General features: G+C 45.4%; 16 protein-coding genes and 1 pseudogene. 7 read left to right on the plus strand and 10 right to left on the minus strand.

What is annotated here, in order from left to right; translation table 11 throughout:
- The first annotated feature begins 334 nt into the window (after positions 1-334).
- Both putP and phoH read left to right on the plus strand, forming a co-directional pair.
- The gene (gene putP, locus N7E69_RS17680) at positions 335-1,843 is read left to right on the plus strand and encodes a sodium/proline symporter PutP (RefSeq protein ID WP_001018467.1); all 1,509 of its coding nucleotides are present in this window, start codon (positions 335-337) and stop codon (positions 1,841-1,843) included.
- An 892-nt stretch (positions 1,844-2,735) separates the two neighbouring features.
- Entirely contained in the window at positions 2,736-3,524 is a 789-nt protein-coding gene (gene phoH / locus N7E69_RS17685; RefSeq protein WP_000533528.1) for a phosphate starvation-inducible protein PhoH, read from the plus strand.
- 105 nt (positions 3,525-3,629) lie between these two features.
- Here the strand turns inward: phoH and N7E69_RS17690 are convergent, their stop codons facing one another.
- The 3 genes from N7E69_RS17690 to N7E69_RS17700 all read right to left on the minus strand — a co-directional run bounded on the left by N7E69_RS17690 (position 3,630) and on the right by N7E69_RS17700 (position 7,310).
- Positions 3,630-4,511 (minus strand): MurR/RpiR family transcriptional regulator, encoded by an 882-nt coding sequence (locus tag N7E69_RS17690; RefSeq protein WP_000433673.1) that lies wholly within the window; start codon positions 4,509-4,511, stop codon positions 3,630-3,632.
- Between the two features lie 285 nt (positions 4,512-4,796).
- A complete protein-coding gene (locus N7E69_RS17695) occupies positions 4,797-6,293 on the minus strand; it encodes a sodium:solute symporter (protein WP_000628085.1) in 1,497 nt (498 codons plus the stop codon).
- Between the two features lie 336 nt (positions 6,294-6,629).
- On the minus strand, positions 6,630-7,310 hold the full coding sequence (locus N7E69_RS17700) for an N-acetylmannosamine-6-phosphate 2-epimerase (RefSeq protein WP_000054241.1): 681 nt from the start codon (positions 7,308-7,310) through the stop codon (positions 6,630-6,632).
- Between the two features lie 505 nt (positions 7,311-7,815).
- Between N7E69_RS17700 and N7E69_RS17705 the strand changes: the two genes are divergently transcribed.
- The 4 genes and pseudogenes from N7E69_RS17705 to N7E69_RS17720 all read left to right on the plus strand — a co-directional run bounded on the left by N7E69_RS17705 (position 7,816) and on the right by N7E69_RS17720 (position 12,388).
- Positions 7,816-8,970, plus strand: coding sequence for an N-acetylneuraminate epimerase (locus N7E69_RS17705; RefSeq protein ID WP_000525768.1), 1,155 nt, complete (start codon positions 7,816-7,818; stop codon positions 8,968-8,970).
- Between the two features lie 44 nt (positions 8,971-9,014).
- Entirely contained in the window at positions 9,015-9,707 is a 693-nt protein-coding gene (locus N7E69_RS17710; RefSeq protein ID WP_000700610.1) for an oligogalacturonate-specific porin KdgM family protein, read from the plus strand.
- A gap of 282 nt (positions 9,708-9,989) precedes the next feature.
- A pseudogene (locus tag N7E69_RS17715) lies at positions 9,990-11,271 on the plus strand (MFS transporter).
- A 10-nt stretch (positions 11,272-11,281) separates the two neighbouring features.
- Positions 11,282-12,388 (plus strand): Gfo/Idh/MocA family protein, encoded by a 1,107-nt coding sequence (locus N7E69_RS17720; protein WP_000988586.1) that lies wholly within the window; start codon positions 11,282-11,284, stop codon positions 12,386-12,388.
- Positions 12,389-12,554: 166 nt separating this feature from the next.
- Here the strand turns inward: N7E69_RS17720 and N7E69_RS17725 are convergent, their stop codons facing one another.
- On the minus strand, positions 12,555-12,848 hold the full coding sequence (locus N7E69_RS17725) for a YciI family protein (RefSeq protein ID WP_000114401.1): 294 nt from the start codon (positions 12,846-12,848) through the stop codon (positions 12,555-12,557).
- Between the two features lie 30 nt (positions 12,849-12,878).
- Here N7E69_RS17725 and N7E69_RS17730 point away from each other — a divergent pair, with 30 nt between their 5' ends.
- On the plus strand, positions 12,879-13,097 hold the full coding sequence (locus N7E69_RS17730; protein WP_000880617.1) for a hypothetical protein: 219 nt from the start codon (positions 12,879-12,881) through the stop codon (positions 13,095-13,097).
- Positions 13,098-13,697: 600 nt separating this feature from the next.
- Here the strand turns inward: N7E69_RS17730 and N7E69_RS17735 are convergent.
- The 6 genes from N7E69_RS17735 to N7E69_RS17760 form a co-directional block, all read right to left on the minus strand.
- Complete coding sequence (locus N7E69_RS17735) at positions 13,698-14,156, minus strand: lysozyme inhibitor LprI family protein (protein WP_000623372.1); 459 nt, start codon at positions 14,154-14,156, stop codon at positions 13,698-13,700.
- Between the two features lie 123 nt (positions 14,157-14,279).
- Positions 14,280-14,651, minus strand: coding sequence for a hypothetical protein (locus tag N7E69_RS17740; protein ID WP_001675823.1), 372 nt, complete (start codon positions 14,649-14,651; stop codon positions 14,280-14,282).
- An 8-nt stretch (positions 14,652-14,659) separates the two neighbouring features.
- A complete protein-coding gene (locus N7E69_RS17745; protein ID WP_001022121.1) occupies positions 14,660-15,100 on the minus strand; it encodes a hypothetical protein in 441 nt (146 codons plus the stop codon).
- A gap of 19 nt (positions 15,101-15,119) precedes the next feature.
- Positions 15,120-15,992, minus strand: coding sequence for a LysM peptidoglycan-binding domain-containing protein (locus N7E69_RS17750; protein WP_000248210.1), 873 nt, complete (start codon positions 15,990-15,992; stop codon positions 15,120-15,122).
- A 32-nt stretch (positions 15,993-16,024) separates the two neighbouring features.
- The gene (locus N7E69_RS17755; protein WP_001284963.1) at positions 16,025-16,504 is read right to left on the minus strand and encodes an Hcp family type VI secretion system effector; all 480 of its coding nucleotides are present in this window, start codon (positions 16,502-16,504) and stop codon (positions 16,025-16,027) included.
- 15 nt (positions 16,505-16,519) lie between these two features.
- Positions 16,520-17,884, minus strand: coding sequence for a VasL domain-containing protein (locus tag N7E69_RS17760; protein ID WP_000076066.1), 1,365 nt, complete (start codon positions 17,882-17,884; stop codon positions 16,520-16,522).
- Positions 17,885-17,887 lie beyond the last annotated feature (3 nt).

Here is a 17,887-nt window from a genome sequence, read left to right on the forward strand (position 1 = left end):
AAATGTGACCTGCGTTGCAAGCTTAAAAATGAATAAATTGTTAAAAAAAGAAAGGGGGAGTCTGACGGGGAAAACCATCTGGATTTATTTTCTCTGCGGTAGTTAACACTTTTAAAAGGTGCAACCGCAAAAAATGTGAGAGAGTGCAACCTGGAGAAAATAGTATCCCTCTGCAATCAAATTTGATGTAAATGGTGTGTTAAATCGATTGTGAATAACCACCGCTTCCGGCAGGATACGGTCGCCCTGGTAAACATAACACCCTTGCCACGTTCCGGCAGGGTACAAAACGGCACGCTACGGTAGTGCCAATAAATAAATTTGGAGAACCTTGATGGCTATTAGCACACCGATGTTGGTGACATTCTGTGTCTATATTTTTGGCATGATATTGATTGGGTTTATCGCCTGGCGCTCAACCAAAAACTTTGATGACTATATTCTTGGCGGTCGCAGCCTGGGGCCGTTTGTTACGGCTTTATCAGCCGGCGCGTCGGATATGAGCGGCTGGCTGTTAATGGGGCTGCCTGGCGCTATCTTTCTGTCGGGGATCTCTGAAAGCTGGATCGCCATTGGCCTGACGTTAGGCGCATGGATTAACTGGAAGCTGGTGGCCGGGCGCCTGCGCGTGCATACCGAATTTAACAATAACGCGCTCACGCTACCGGACTATTTTACCGGTCGGTTTGAAGATAAGAGCCGAGTCCTGCGTATTATTTCCGCGCTGGTCATTCTGCTGTTTTTCACTATCTATTGCGCATCAGGTATTGTCGCTGGGGCACGACTGTTCGAAAGCACCTTCGGTATGAGCTATGAAACCGCACTGTGGGCGGGGGCCGCGGCAACCATTATTTATACCTTTATCGGCGGGTTTCTTGCCGTTAGCTGGACGGATACCGTTCAGGCCAGCCTGATGATTTTTGCGTTAATCCTGACGCCGGTGATGGTTATTGTCGGCGTAGGCGGTTTTAGCGAGTCGCTGGAGGTGATCAAGCAAAAGAGCATCGAGAATGTCGACATGCTCAAGGGGCTGAATTTTGTCGCTATTATTTCTCTGATGGGCTGGGGACTGGGTTACTTCGGTCAGCCGCATATCCTGGCGCGCTTTATGGCGGCGGATTCCCATCACAGTATTGTTCATGCGCGTCGTATCAGTATGACCTGGATGATTCTGTGTCTGGCGGGCGCGGTGGCGGTGGGCTTCTTTGGCATTGCGTACTTTAACAATAACCCCGCGCTGGCCGGGGCGGTGAACCAAAACTCAGAACGCGTATTTATTGAACTGGCGCAGATCCTGTTTAACCCGTGGATTGCCGGTGTTCTGCTGTCTGCTATCCTGGCGGCGGTGATGTCGACGTTGAGCTGTCAGTTGCTGGTATGCTCCAGCGCGATTACGGAAGATTTATATAAGGCTTTTCTGCGTAAAAGCGCCAGCCAGCAAGAGCTGGTATGGGTAGGGCGAGTGATGGTGCTGGTGGTAGCGCTGATCGCCATTGCGCTGGCGGCGAACCCCGATAACCGTGTGCTGGGGCTGGTGAGCTACGCCTGGGCTGGATTCGGCGCGGCATTTGGGCCTGTTGTCCTGTTTTCTGTGATGTGGTCGCGTATGACACGTAACGGCGCGCTGGCGGGAATGATTATTGGCGCGGTGACGGTTATCGTCTGGAAACAATATGGCTGGCTGGATCTGTATGAGATTATCCCTGGCTTCATTTTCGGCAGCCTGGGGATCGTAATCTTTAGCCTGCTTGGCAAAGCGCCGACAGCAGCGATGCAGGAACGCTTTGCAAAAGCGGACGCGCATTATCATTCCGCGCCGCCGTCGAAGCTACAGGCGGAATAACCGACATGTCCGATAGCATTATCGCCATCGGACATATTTTACCAGGCGGCGTTATACGCCTGCCTGGTCCTCTGATAAGTCCCGTACCGATTGACTGAAGATGTTCAGGTAAATGAGGACGCTCTCTCAAACTATTTTTAGCCCTTGAGCGCCGTTAACGCGGGCGTAATACGTCTCGAGTAATCACTAACTGGCCATATATGAAATCGCCTGTTAATGGTACCAATAGCCTTGACGCAATAGAGTAATGACAAAAATTAAAACGAGTCAGCGTTACCGGCGTAAGTATGCCGCACAAAATTTTGCATAAATAATGCCGTTTTAGCGATGGGAGAGAGGACACGTTAATTACTCCGTTTTAACCTTTTATATGTTGAATATTCAATGGGTTATGGGTGGTTTTACCATTAATACCCATAGTAGCTAATGATTATCTTTTTTAGTCTCCTGCTAATGAAATAATTGTGTAATCTTTCTGTAAGAGACTGACAATGACGCAATAATGTTTGGTTAATGTTTGGTGAATATATTGTTGCATTATTGATGTTTTGTGTTGTACTTAGTAGTAATAGCGGTAGTTCCCCGGCAGTGATGGTCACTCACTATGGAGATCGCGAATGGTAATGTCCGCACCAGGACACATTGTTTACAGTAGTTACAACACCCTGTACGGACATTCTCTCTCCGGTGGTGGTCTTGTCATCTTAAAAGCTCTCATCATTTCTCTTACTGTCCATACCCATGACGTCATATGTGGTGCGCGTAGCCGTGTGTGGCGTCGTTTCAAAAAGCAAGCTAAGGCTTACAAGGAAGCCAACCCTCAGATGTGTGTGCGCATAATCGCGTTCAAGAGAACGCGGGTGATGTATACCTACAACTCAAGGTGCTATCCATGGGAAGACAAAAAGCAGTGATCAAAGCTCGTCGTGAAGCAAAGCGTGTGTTGAGACGAGATTCGCGTAGTCATAAGCAACGTGAAGAAGAATCGGTCACGTCACTGGTACAGATGGGCGGAGTAGAAGCCATTGGCATGGCGCGCGATAGTCGCGATACCTCGCCTGTTAAGGCGCGAAATGAAGCACAGGCGCATTATCTGAACGCTATCGACAGTAAACAGCTTATTTTTGCGACCGGCGAAGCCGGCTGTGGAAAAACATGGATCAGTGCGGCAAAGGCGGCAGAAGCATTGATTCATAAGGACGTCGAGAGGATCATTGTGACGCGTCCGGTATTGCAGGCTGATGAAGATCTTGGTTTTTTGCCCGGTGATATCGCTGAAAAATTTGCGCCTTATTTTCGTCCCGTCTACGATGTCCTGCTTAAACGGTTGGGCACGTCCTTTATGCAATATTGTTTGCGCCCGGAAATCGGTAAGGTAGAAATTGCCCCGTTCGCCTATATGCGTGGGCGTACTTTTGAAAATGCGGTCGTGATCCTCGACGAGGCGCAAAATGTGACTGCGGCGCAAATGAAAATGTTTTTGACGCGACTAGGCGAAAATGTCACGGTCATTGTCAATGGCGATATTACGCAATGCGACCTGCCGCGCGGCGTGCGTTCCGGATTGAGCGATGCGTTGGAACGCTTTGAAGAAGATGAAATGGTAGGGATTGTGCATTTCAACAAAGACGACTGCGTGCGCTCGGCGCTTTGTCAGCGAACGCTCCACGCATACAGCTAATATAGCATTGACTTTCAGAGCCCGGGAGACCGGGCTTTGTTGTCTATAAAGCGTCCAGCAGACTCATGGACAAAAAAGGAAAATGACGCCTGTACGTGAAGGGAATTATTTTGTCATGTCCAGGGCATTCATTGTCCGTAATTTGCTTTCTCGGGCCTGTTCCGGCGAGGACTGTACAAGAAGGGTATAGAGCAGGTCAAAGACGAAAAGCTGCGCGGCTTTCGTACCGATCGAGTCACCCTGCAACATTCCTTGCCGATTACCATTGATCAGGCAAAAATCGGCCTCTTCACATAATGGAGAACCCAGATTATGGGTAATGGCGACTGTGGTGGCGCCAGCCTGTCGGGCCAATCGGAGTGAATGCACTGTTTCTGGCGATGTGCCCGAGTGACTGACACCCATCGCGACATCGCCTGCTTTTAATAGCGTAGCCTGCATGTACATAAAATGGTTATTGCTTACCGCATCGCCCCGTAAACCAATACGCATTAGCTTGTGTTTCATATCCAGCGCCGTGATCCCCGATGAGCCCACACCAAAGATATAAACTGAGTGACAGTGACGTAGGGCGTCCACGACACCGAGAACCTGTTGCATATCAAGCAGATTTAGCGTTTCAGACAATACATTACTAATGGTGTTCTGCAATTTTAAACCAATGGCGTGGGCATCATCGGATTCGCTAACTTCGGCATCCAGTAGAGGACTACTGTCATCAGACTCGGTAGTGGCAAGTTCAATGGCCAGGTCCATTTTAAAATCCTGAAAACCTTTATAGCCCAGGGTGCGACAAAAGCGAATAACCGTGGCTTCTCCGGCCTGTGTGTCGCGCGACAAATCGGCAATAGATGACTGTGTCACCTGTCTGGGGAAGGCTAAAATATATTGCGCAATACGCTGGGAGGCACGTGTCAGGCTTTTTTGCATAGCACCCAGAGTGTCAAGGATTTTTCCGGGTTTAAGACGTGGGGGTTGAGGCTCCATATAGTTCCTGCTCTTGAGGGCTGATTGCGGCACAAAGCCTGCAATATCGAACAGAGCAGAGCCTATCAAGTCTGCGGCATGAAAAAAAGCGCGATGTAAGTAAAGGAGGGGGAATATTTACATCGCGTTGCCAACTTATGACAGAACATCACTGGAGAGTAATCTGTTTGCTCTTACGGTGTTTATAGCGCGCCATCTGACGGATGGTTTATATCTGGCCCGGTATTGTCGCCCCGCGCGTTGGCGTCACCGTGTGCTGTGTCGGTATAGCGTGGTATCATGAAATCATAATGTCACCTTTGGCTCAGGTTTTTCATCCAGCGTCAATGGCGGTGCCGGGGCAAATAACGGGGCGAAAATAACGCCGCTGATCACCACGCTTAGCGAGCCAATGACCCCATAAAAGAAGAAGTTAAGGTCAGTGGCATAGCGTGCGCCCAGCACGGTAATGACGCTGATAATAATTCCTAAAACCGCACTCCCGGCATTTGCTCGTTTAAAGAAAATGCCCAGCATGAACAGACCGGTCATTGGCCCTCCCATCAGACCTATCAGACTATTAAATGCATCCCAGATTTCTGATTCATCGGCCATGACCAGCCATACTGAGGCCGCGCTACTTATCAGGCCCGCGACCAGAATAACTAACTTAGCTATTTTCATACGGTTTTCAGGCGTTCTTTTTTTATGACTCAAACGCTGATAGATATCGGAATTAAAACAACTGGAAATGCTGTTTAAGCTGCTGGAGATACTGGACTGCGCAGCAGCGAAAATAGCGGCGATTATCAACCCTGCAATGCCGACTGGCATTTCGGTGACCACGAATAAGGGCAAAATGCCGCCAGTGTTGAATCCCGCCGGTAATAATTGTGGATGTTGCTGATAGTAGACAAACAATGCCGAGCCGATAGCAAAAAAGAAAACAGGGATCACAGCAACCAGTTTGGCATTTGTAAGTAATGTTTTCTTCGTTTCCTCTATGGAGTCAGTCACGATATAGCGTTGGACCACATCCTGACTGGCAGTAAATTGCTGAATATTGGCAAACAGAAAACCAATCATCAATACAGGTACTGTGCTTTCCGTCCAGCTCCAGTGGAACTGCGTAGCCGGAAAGAATTTATCCGCCTGCTGCGTCACCGTAAAAATTTCACCAATGCCGCCCTGGACTTTGAGACATATCACTATAAAAATCAGTATCGCGCTGCCAGAAAGTAAGAGGCCTTGAATAACATCAGTCCATATTACTCCTTCAATTCCACCCATCCAAGTATAAATGATACACATCACGCTAATCAACAGTACCAAAATCACCGGGTCTATAGCGATGAAGGGGCGCAAGGCCAGCACGGTGAGGAAAGTGATAATGGCGATACGTCCGATATGAAACAACATAAATGACATGCTGGCGAATAGACGGCAGCGCACATCGAACCGTGCTTCGAGATATTCATAGGCTGATGTGACTTTCAATTTCCGAAAAAACGGAATATAGAAATAAAAAACCAGCGGTAAAATTGCGATAGCCAGATACTGACCAATGATAAACGTCCAGTCGGAAGTAAACGCTTTGGCAGGAATTGACATAAATGTAATTGAGCTTAACGTAGTAGCAAATACACTGACCCCAGCCGCCCAACCAGGAACCCGGCCACCACCGCGAAAATAATCGTCTGCTGTTTTTTGCCGTCTGGAAAAATAGACACCGACTAACATCATGGCCAGGAGGTAGCCAAATAATACAAGATAGTTAACGATGCCGAAAGAATGTGTAATCATAGTTCTTTCCTGCTTATGGTTTTGAGTAGAGTTGCGGTCATCGTCTGTGTATTTTTATCTTCCCATCATTCAGACGATACGATATTCAGATCAAGTAATAGTTTTTGTTACTCTCAATGACGGTAATCATGAGATGTAAAAGGCAGAGCATTTATGCTCCACCAATGGTGATGCCCAGACGTATGTCCTGCCGGATACCTGAAATAGCAGATATCCGATATTGCGTTCAAACAGGCTTCAGGCCTGGGGATCGTATTTGCCGATAGCATTATTAACGTCGGATTATTCTCTGAGACATACATATCAATAGTAAGCGTGTTCATTTTCTTTTCCTGTTCAGCGTTTTACTGCGTGACTGAACCACTGACAGATATGCTCGATACGGGTGATAGCGGAACCAACGGTAACTGCCCAGGCACCATGCTCAATAGCATTGGCCGCCAGTGCAGGCGTGTTATAGCGCCCCTCGGCAATAACACGACAACCTGCATGGCTCAGTTGTGTCACCATTGCCAAATCTGGCTCAACCGGCGTGATGGGGCCGGTATAGCCAGACAGTGTTGTACCAATGAATTCGATTCCTTTCTGATGGCAACTTATGCCTTCATTCACGGTTGAACAGTCTGCCATCGCCAGTAATCCATGCAGGCGAATACGTGTCAGTAAACTATCAATATCAACCGGGCGAGAGCGGAATGAGGCATCAAAAGCGATAATATCGGCACCTGCCTGCGCCAGGGCGTCAACATCCTGTAAATAGGGAGTGATACGGACTGGCGACCCTGTAAGGTCACGTTTAATTATCCCAATAATAGGAACAGAAAGATGGGGACGAACAGCCCGCAGATTCTCAATGCCTTCAATGCGCACAGCGACCGCACCCGCCGAAGCCGCTGCCTGTGCCATTGCAGCCACAATTTCAGGTTTATCCATAGGGCTGCCTGGTACCGGTTGGCATGAGACAATCAGCCCACCGTTTTCGTGTACACTTTGTTCCAGCCTGGCTAATAGTGACATCCAGTTCCGCCTTATATATTTTGAAGTTTTGCTCCGTTTTATATTATGTTGTGGAGTGTTGCTGCATCAAGCAAAAAGATAGAAAAATGTGAACACAGTCATAAGGTATGTTTGTTATTCAATTACTGCGCCAGCGGATTTGAGGCTATAACCTGAAGCTACAAGACAAATACAATTCACTCTGACGGCAGCATGCTGTATTTTATTAACTGCTTCCGGCATAAAGATAAAATGCTCAGAAGGAGCTTATACGCCACGGGATAGCCAGTATGAAATGCATCACATAATTCTTGTTGTATTTATTCGAATGCTATCACTAATGAGTTTGACCATAACAGGTCACCCATAATCACTTCTAACATCACCATGGTGTGCTTTTACCTCGCACATGATAACCTCATGTAATTATTTTTAGCGCTTGGTCACATTTTGTCATTATCATTGTTGAAATTGTGCACCATAAGATCACTAATGATGAAGCTTTACTCCAATTGTATTTCTTCGCATGGGGATGCAGATGAAAAATTTTAAGAAAATGATGACGCTAATGGCGCTATGTTTATCAGTCGCTATCACCACATCAGGATATGCAACGACGCTTCCTGATATACCAGAACCACTGAAAAATGGTACTGGCGCTATTGATAATAATGGCGTGATTTATGTCGGCTTAGGTACCGCAGGGACATCCTGGTATAAAATTGATCTTAAAAAGCAACATAAAGACTGGGAGCGTATAAAGTCGTTTCCTAGTGGAGCTCGTGAGCAATCAGTGTCGGTATTTTTAAATGATGAGCTTTATGTTTTTGGTGGCGTAGGGAAAAAAAACAGTGAATCACCGTTGCAGGTTTATAGCGATGTGTACAAATACTCACCGGTGAAAAATACATGGCAAAAAGTTGACACTATATCTCCAGTTGGATTAACAGGGCATACGGGAGTAAAATTAAACGAAACGATGGTACTTATTACCGGAGGGGTTAATGAGCATATCTTTGATAAGTATTTTATTGATATAGAAGCTGCGGATGAAAGTGAAAAAAATAAAGTCATCTATAATTATTTTAATAAACCTGCCAAAGATTATTTTTTTAATAAAATCGTATTTATCTACAATGCTAAAGAGAACACATGGAAGAATGCCGGTGAGCTGCCAGGCGCGGGGACGGCAGGATCGTCATCGGTAATGGAAAATAATTTCCTGATGCTGATTAATGGTGAGCTCAAACCGGGTTTACGTACCGATGTGATTTACCGCGCCATGTGGGATAACGATAAGCTAACATGGTTGAAGAACAGCCAGTTACCGCCATCGCCTGGAGAACAACAGCAAGAAGGGTTGGCCGGAGCATTTTCGGGCTATAGTCACGGTGTCCTGCTTGTCGGTGGTGGCGCGAATTTTCCGGGAGCAAAACAAAATTATACCAATGGAAAGTTTTATTCCCACGAAGGAATAAATAAAAAATGGCGAGATGAAGTCTATGGTTTGGTTAATGGCCATTGGCAATATATGGGTAAAATGAAACAACCTCTCGGCTATGGTGTATCAGTAAGTTATGGTGATGAAGTTTTCCTTATTGGTGGTGAAAATGCTAAAGGGAAACCTGTTTCGTCTGTAACCTCCTTTACCATGCGTGATGGTAATTTATTAATAAAATAATTTTTAAATACAAAAATAAAGTTAATTGATGAGCGGAGTATTTTATGAAAATCAACAAATATCTTCTGGGTATGGTTTCGTTTATAGCATTTTCATCATATCTACAAGCGGCAACCCTTGATTATCGGCATGAATATGCTGATAGAACCAGAATTAATAAAGACCGTATTGCTATAATTGAAAAGCTTCCTAACGGCATTGGTTTTTATGTCGATGCCAGCGTTAAATCGGGAGGAGTAGATGGTGAGCAGGATAAGCATTTAAGCGATCTCGTCGCAAACGCTATAGAACTGGGCGTAAGTTATAATTATAAAGTTACGGACAATTTTGTTTTGCAGCCTGGATTTATATTTGAAAGCGGTCCAGACACTTCAATTTATAAGCCTTATTTAAGGGGGCAATATAATTTTGATTCTGGTGTTTATATGGCTGGTCGTTACCGTTATGACTATGCAAGGAAGACAGCTAACTATAGTGATGATGAGAAAACGAATAGATTTGATACTTATATAGGTTATGTTTTTGATGAGTTGAAATTAGAATATAACTTTACCTGGATGGATAGCGATCAAATTAAATTTGATAACAAAAAAACAAACTATGAACATAATGTGGCTTTAGCCTGGAAACTGAATAAGTCATTTACACCATACGTTGAGGTCGGAAATGTAGCGGTGAGAAATAATACCGATGAGAGACAGACCCGTTATCGCGTTGGATTACAATACCACTTTTGAGAAAGGTTAAAGAGTTACTGTACTAATCTTTGCTTAGTATTCATATCGATAATCTTATAGCCCGTAGCTACGTTACAGAACGTTAGACTTTGTCTTGAGTATTCACGTCCTTAACGTAGCTACGAATAAGGATGATAAACAATGAATATACGCCTTACATAGCTACGATCTCAGGCGGTTGTCGGAAAGTGCCGATTGATAGTGTCTTATTCGGCAATTGATATGACTTAAAAATTAATTCCGTAAGCATTTCAGACGGTAACAGCAAATAAGGGTTTTATTGTGATAGTAAAATTCTTCCCGTGGTATAGCGAGATAACACGTCCACAAAAAAATGCTTTATTTTCAGCATGGCTGGGTTACGTTTTTGATGGCTTCGACTTTATGCTGATTTTCTACATTATGTATCTGATCAAGGCTGACTTAGGATTGACAGATATGGAGGGCGCATTCCTTGCCACAGCGGCCTTTATTGGGCGACCATTTGGCGGGGCGCTATTTGGTCTGCTGGCAGACAAATTTGGCCGTAAGCCGTTAATGATGTGGTCGATAGTTGCCTATTCTGTAGGTACAGGGTTAAGTGGCCTGGCTTCCGGTGTAATTATGCTGACGCTTAGTCGCTTCATTGTCGGTATGGGGATGGCGGGGGAGTATGCTTGCGCTTCTACTTATGCCGTGGAAAGTTGGCCAAAGCATTTAAAATCTAAAGCGAGCGCATTTCTGGTTTCAGGTTTCGGTATTGGTAACATCATAGCAGCCTATTTTATGCCGTCATTTGCCGAAGCGTATGGTTGGCGTGCTGCTTTTTTTGTCGGTTTGCTACCCGTTCTTTTAGTAATCTACATCCGGGCCAGGGCTCCTGAATCTAAAGAGTGGGAAGAAGCTAAACTCAGTGGTCCCGGAAAGCATTCACAAAGTGCCTGGTCAGTTTTCTCTTTGTCAATGAAAGGGCTATTTAATCGAGCTCAATTTCCACTGACATTAGTGTGTATTTATTGTTCTGTTCTCTATTTTTGGCGCAAACTGGCCGATCTTTGGTCTACTGCCTACATATTTGGCGGGAGAGGGCTTTGATACGGGCGTGGTCTCTAATTTAATGACGGCGGCGGCATTCGGCACTGTATTGGGAAATATCGTTTGGGGTCTGTGCGCAGATAGAATTGGTTTGAAGAAAACGTTCAGCATTGGTCTTCTCATGTCCTTTTTATTCATTTTCCCGTTATTCAGAATTCCGCAAGATAATTATTTACTGCTGGGCGCATGTTTATTCGGTTTAATGGCGACTAACGTAGGTGTTGGCGGGTTGGTTCCCAAATTTCTCTACGACTACTTTCCTCTTGAGGTTCGTGGTTTGGGTACCGGGCTGATTTATAATCTTGCTGCGACATCAGGCACATTCAATTCAATGGCGGCGACCTGGCTTGGAATAACAATGGGGCTAGGCGCTGCGCTAACGTTCATTGTTGCTTTCTGGACCGCAACAATTCTACTCATTATTGGCCTATCCATTCCGGATAGACTAAAAGCACGTCGTGAAAGTTTTCAATCAACAAAAGAATTTTAATAGAGGATAAATGATGACGAAATACGGTGTTGTAGGTACAGGTTATTTTGGCGCTGAACTGGCGCGATTTATGTCTAAGGTTGAAGGGGCGAAAATCACTGCGATTTACGATCCGGTAAATGCGGCTCCGATAGCGAAAGAGTTGAACTGTGTCGCCACTGCAACGATGGAGGCGCTTTGTTCCCATCCTGATGTGGATTGCGTAATTATTGCTTCACCAAATTACTTACATAAAGCGCCAGTCATTGCGGCGGCTAAAGCGGGTAAACACGTGTTTTGTGAAAAACCTATCGCCTTAAATTACCAGGATTGTAAGGATATGGTTGATGCCTGCAAAGAAGCTGGTGTTACCTTTATGGCGGGTCACGTTATGAACTTTTTTCACGGGGTTCGCCACGCTAAAGCGCTCATCAAAGCTGGTGAAATTGGTGAAGTTACACAAGTTCACACTAAACGTAATGGTTTTGAAGACGTGCAGGATGAGATCTCATGGAAGAAGATTCGCGCAAAGTCAGGTGGGCATCTGTACCATCACATTCACGAGCTAGATTGTACACTGTTCATCATGGATGAAACCCCATCCCTGGTTTCAATGGCGGCGGGGAATGTTGCGCACAAAGGTGAAAAATTTGGTGATGAAGATGATGTTGTCCTAATCACCCTTGAGTTTGAAAGCGGTCGTTTCGCGACACTTCAGTGGGGATCATCGTTCCACTACCCTGAGCACTATGTATTAATTGAGGGCACGACAGGTGCAATTCTCATTGATATGCAAAACACGGCTGGTTATCTAATAAAAGCGGGCAAAAAAACACACTTTCTTGTGCATGAAAGCCAGGCGGAGGATGATGATCGTCGCAACGGTAACATATCCAGCGAGATGGATGGCGCAATCGCTTATGGTAAACCCGGTAAACGTACGCCGATGTGGCTCTCATCAATTATGAAACTGGAGATGCAGTACTTGCATGATGTGATAAACGGTCTGGAGCCAAGCGAGGAGTTTGCTAAATTGCTAACGGGAGAAGCGGCGACAAATGCTATTGCTACCGCTGATGCTGCGACGCTTTCCTCAAACGAGGGGCGCAAAGTTAAACTCACTGAAATTCTTGGCTAAAATTGAAAGCCGGATGGTGGTGTTATTGGCCGGTGGCGCTGCGCTTATGTAGACCGGATAAGGCGCCCGTGAACTGTGCCGCCATCCGGCAATGGACGGGTCACATATATGAAAAAAGCCCGTTGTTCTGGTGTGAACTCCGACTGTCGGGCTTTGTTGTTTTTGGTTATAAGACCGCTTTTAATTCCGTGACCATCATTGTGGGTTCAAAAGGAATCAAATCGACTTTAGCTACGCCAGACAAGCGAAAAGGATCTTGTGCCAGATAGTTTTGCAGTACATCCGCGTCATCATAGTTTGCAAGTATTACGCCTCCTGTGCGCGGAATTTTTCGCCCGGAAGCCAGAAAAAGTCCATCGGCATAACCTTTTTTTAGCCATTCCACATGTGCAGGGATTTGCGCATCAATTTCATGCAATGGTTTTACGTAGGTTAAGACAACCACACAAAGCACACTCATTTTGTTGTCCATAAATATAAAGGGGATATTATGCTAGCACTCTATGCAGAGACGCGAAAAATTTTAATGTCTGGAATTATGGAAACGACCTTCATTAGTGGGCCGTTCTTCTATGCGCCAGGAGACGCCGCCAGTAATCTTGATGAACTTTATGTGAGGTTGGCTGAATTGCAATATGCGAAAAAAGCCGAGCTTGATGACAAACCTGTTGTGCGGTTACACATTATCCGACGTGGCAACGTTGGGTGAGGCGAAACCGAAACCCAACATTGCGGTATTGGGTATGAATGTTGGGTTACGCGCCGTTCCACCCAACCTCCGGGAACGATGGTTTTGGCAGTTGGAAAAGCGAAGCGCATTTCGGCATCAAGGTTTGTCAGTCGTCTGATACTTTCGTACAGGCTCTTTTTTGAAGATGCCGGTAAGGGGGAATTGACTCGCTTCGCTCGCCCTTCGGGCAGTCTCCTCGCAGGCTCGTCGTCTGTCCAGCTGGCTGCGCCGCTACTCAGCCCATCCCTGGACCTCGCCCCTTCGGGGCCAGAGCAAGCTCTGTTCAAAAACGCTCCCGGCGTTTTTGTGTCGAACCCCGGTCGGTGGTTCTCATCCCCCCTTGGTTTGGGGGATATATAAGCAAAAAGCCCGTACTTCTGTACGAGCTCTTTCTTGAATATGGCGGCGAGGGGGGGGCCATATTTACGTTCATTATCAGTTGACGAACTTCTTTTGGGATTTTAGAAGATAAATAATAATACTCGTCTGGGGTATATGTTTTTGAATATTCTGGCTCCTCGCGTGAATATGATGAGTTGCACACAAAAAGTAAAAAGCATAACAGTAAACGGGTCATGATTATTTCGTATCCTCTGTATAATTAGGAATATCAGCATGCATCAATTGTTCGGCTCTTTGTTTGTTTAGTTCAGCCATACAGAAATATATGCGAGTAAAACTCCCCACACCATTTCCCCATGATTCTGCAAACGAGCACTGAGCAAGACGATAACGAATAAACTCTTGATTAGATTTATCCAGTCTGTAGAGTGCAATCGGGATAGCATCATCCAGTGCTGCATTTTTGACTTCAGACCATTTGTTTATACGTAATCTGATATTTTCTTCGGCCTTTCTCAGCGTTATAGTGCTTTCAATTACTTCATTTCTCAGGCAGTCGACAAGTTCCGCCTCTTCTCCTGATTCACAGTTGTTCTTACTGGGATAATAAACATTATTTGCATATGTACTATGGATTGAGGAAAAGCTAAATATCAACGTGGCTAATATTATAAAAATCCGTGCAATACTAATCATTGATTTTTATTTCCTGTTGCAGAGGTAAATAATGCATATACATAAGGCAATTTTTCTGCATACTTAGAATCTCCTCCGCCATTATAACTACATCCACTAGCTCATTAAATGATAGTCGCAAAATCACTCATTACTTTCATTTTTTATTTGCGCCTTTTTATACTCGTCATATATTATGATGGTATCATCATAGACCGTTAGTCTTGCTGAATAATCTTTATTATTCTTGTATTTGTTTTTCATCGAGAGTAATTTATTTTCAATGTTTGAGCAGTCTCTTTTAATCGAATCCTCTACAAACTGATAAGTCAATTTTTCTTGACGAACATCAAAATCCCTTATCCATCCTTCACAGGAATCAGCGGTTTCAAAAAAATCCCGTAAGTCTTGCGGCATATCATAAATAACGATATGGTTAACATTTTCTGCAAATAAATAGTTACAGTAAAAAAATGCCATAATGAAATTAATTATAATAAGGAACTTCTTGCGCATAATAACCTCTATATATAATCGTTAAGCCATTTTATTTGTGAAATATTCATCTCGGTTTTACAATATAATGAAGATATTGGAACCCTATAACCGGAAAGCGATCCAATACTAAGTGATGCATAGCCGCATTGTTTTTCCCTGTAAATGATAAAATAACGATGAAGTTCGGGGAAGGTTATTCTTGCAAGGTGAATGTTAGAATCGTATGCAAGAGTCCCATCTTCATTAAGGCCTCTTTCCTTTCCTTCATTTTTATCGAATCTTTCCAGCCTTTTTTGTGCATTAATTTCTTCTTTTTTTAAAGCGATAACACTTTGCTGGTATTTATCCATAAGGCACCAATAGACGTCATCCTGTTGTATCTCATTATTGCATTTCGCAGGATCGATGTTATGCGCATTGGCTGCACCACATATAAGAAAAAGACATAGAATTTTTTTTATGTTCATTGATTATTCCTTGTAAACGTTATTTACTCTCATCTGCGACAATGAGAGCGTATGTGAATCTGATTTTATCCGCATAGGTGTGATCCCCTCTATGACCAGGTTGTGCTTTTGTTGGGTCTATATTATATTGTTTTTGAATGTTTTCAGGTGTAAATAAAAGCCATCCTGGTATATACTGTTCCAGATGCGCTTTCTTATACTTAAGTTTATCTCCGGGGTGAATGACTTTAACGCCATTCAGTTTAGTAAGAACACTCTGTGTTGTACCTATTTTCTTGGCTATGGAGCTATAACCACGATCACCCTCAACAACTTCATAGGTATCTTCATTTTCATTGTCATAAACAATTTTATCTTTTTCTGTTTCTGACATTTTTATCATTAAAAGAGCAATGCCCGCCCGGATGTTATATTCTGGATTGCTCCTTATAAGATCTGTCTTATTGATTAAATATGTGTTCCATGTTTTCGGAATTATGATGTTGTACTTTCTAGGGCGAGCAGGAATAACCACTTCTTTGATCCCTTCATCTCCTGTGTTTCCTATCTGTATTGGTCTCGTTTTCCACGCCGCTACCGCCGCACCTGTTTCAGTCCATATCATTGCCTTAATCAATTTCCAGTCCAGCGGCTTATATTTTTCGATGTTTTTAGATGTTGATAAATGCCGATTAATCTCAGATACAAGTTTCCTGATTGTATTATCATAAATATACCAGTCAGGATTGCCAATCGCTTTTTCCCGGCCAGCCTTCCACTCATCAAGAGGACTGAGTTTTTTGGGAGGGTGTCCAGACCCTTTCCCTGTTGTCCGGGTATTTACCTGGGGTCTTTCCCTCGGATTTTCTGTTGTTGGGATGCCTTTGTGTGCCGATGCTGTGCGATTTACCATGTGCAACCCTCCATTCATTTGTAAAATTTTTACTAAAACACCCTCTCATCCCATAAACTGAATGCACTGGTCCCGGCAATACAGTGTTCCCAGTTTATGGATTCATATATAAAAGAAATACTTTCCTGAGGTTGTGCTTCACTGTCAATGACTACATGCGCAATCGAGAAATTAATATCACTAATTCGGGCGTTTTTTAATTCCAGTTTGTAATATTTTTCATTAATACCAAATCGATTTGTTCGATAAAAATCAAAAGTGCAGGTCAATATTTCATTATCGTTAATTGCTTTTCCCAGTAAAGGAGATGATTTATCGACAGGTTTTTTTATCGTAACTGAATGATGATTGACATTTTGATCCCGACTTAACCCATGTGTCAGTTCATATACCATAATATGATCAAGGTGCAGTAACTGTGCTTTATTACCGATAGAGTCGAGGGAACAACAACCTGCTGAAATCAATCCTTGCTTTTCACCGTTCAGTGTTAAATAAATTAAATTGGCCATGTTAATCTCCTTGATTTAACTATTATTTTCGGGGGGGGCTTTAGTTGCCGTTTCCGGCACTACATTGTTTTTCAGCAACAGCCAGCGGCTTAACACCCCATCCAGCCGTTCATTAATTTGTTTTTCCAGCACCTCCGCATTCCGTCCCTGAGCGCGGGCATCTTGGTACTGCGTCAGCAGGGACTCCAGCGGCGTTTCCTGGTTCAGCAGGCGTTCCGCCTGCCAGGTCACCGTTTTAATATAGGAGAGGGTAAAGCCCTGCTTCTCCGTTTCCCGCTGCATCATCAGGTCAGCAAAGTCACGCAGATTCTGGCGCGCCTGCTGCCAGCCGCGCATTTGTGGGCTGCTTTGCGCGCGGGTTTTCAGGATTTCATTCCACTGCGCTGTTGCCTGCTGCTGTTGCAGACTCTCCGGCCAGCGGCTGTCTGCGGTATGCATCATCTGCATCCCCGCCTCCAGCAGTTGCAGCGGCGAGGCGTCGGGAAGCTGTTGTAACCGCTGCCCGTAGCTGTCCAGTTCAGGCGAGGCCAGCCAGAGCATTGCCGCGCCCTGCGCCGTGTCCCTTACCTGCGCCAGTTGCTGTTGCATCGGGTACACCTGCCACCACCAGAGTGCGGCTGCGACAGCCGCAGCGCAGACGACACCGGCCATAAAGCCTTTTATAGTCCGGCCTGACGTGGCCCTGGCGACAGGCTCTGGATCCTCCACCGCGCCGTGGTGGACTTCCACCTTCATTTCCGGCAACTCAGGCAGGGGCGGAAGGTTTTCCGCCGTGAGGGGCTGCGTGCTCTCCGGGGCGTAGATCAACGTTCTGACGGTGGTCTGCGGCGGAATGTCCACGCTGCTTTTCGGCGGCGGCTCAAGCCGCTTACGTGTGTTCTGCACAAAATAAAGCAGGTTCTCCACATGCGGCTGGCGTTTCAGTTCCACCTGCTGGAGTTTGTCGCAAATCAACTGTAACGCCCGTTCGGTGCGGTACAGCAACGGCAGGTCCGCGCCGGAGAAGGACAGCTGCTGGCGCAGAATATTGCCGGTGCGCGAATTAAGCCAGTCAAGCATCCCGGTGCGGGCTGACTCATCCTGCGGCCAGAATTTGTCCCAGTCGTGGCTTATCATGGCCGCCAGTAGCTCCACCCCTTCGCAAAATCCGGCCAGGCCGTGCGTGCGGGTGCGCGCCAGGGTGTAATAAGTGGCCGTGTGCAGATCCACGCCATGGGCTTTAAAAATGGCCAGCGCCAGCGATTCCACCAGTTTCCAGTTCAGCTCCGGCTGCGACGGGTGAGACGATTTGTTGATCTCTTCCCGCAGGGCGCTGAACTCCGGCAGGCCGCGCGGATCCTGGCCGGTAACAATAATGTGCGTGAGTGCGTCCTGACTCATTTC

Origin of the sequence: Salmonella sp. 3C (assembly GCF_025426275.1) — a bacterium.
Lineage (GTDB): Bacteria > Pseudomonadota > Gammaproteobacteria > Enterobacterales > Enterobacteriaceae > Salmonella > Salmonella enterica.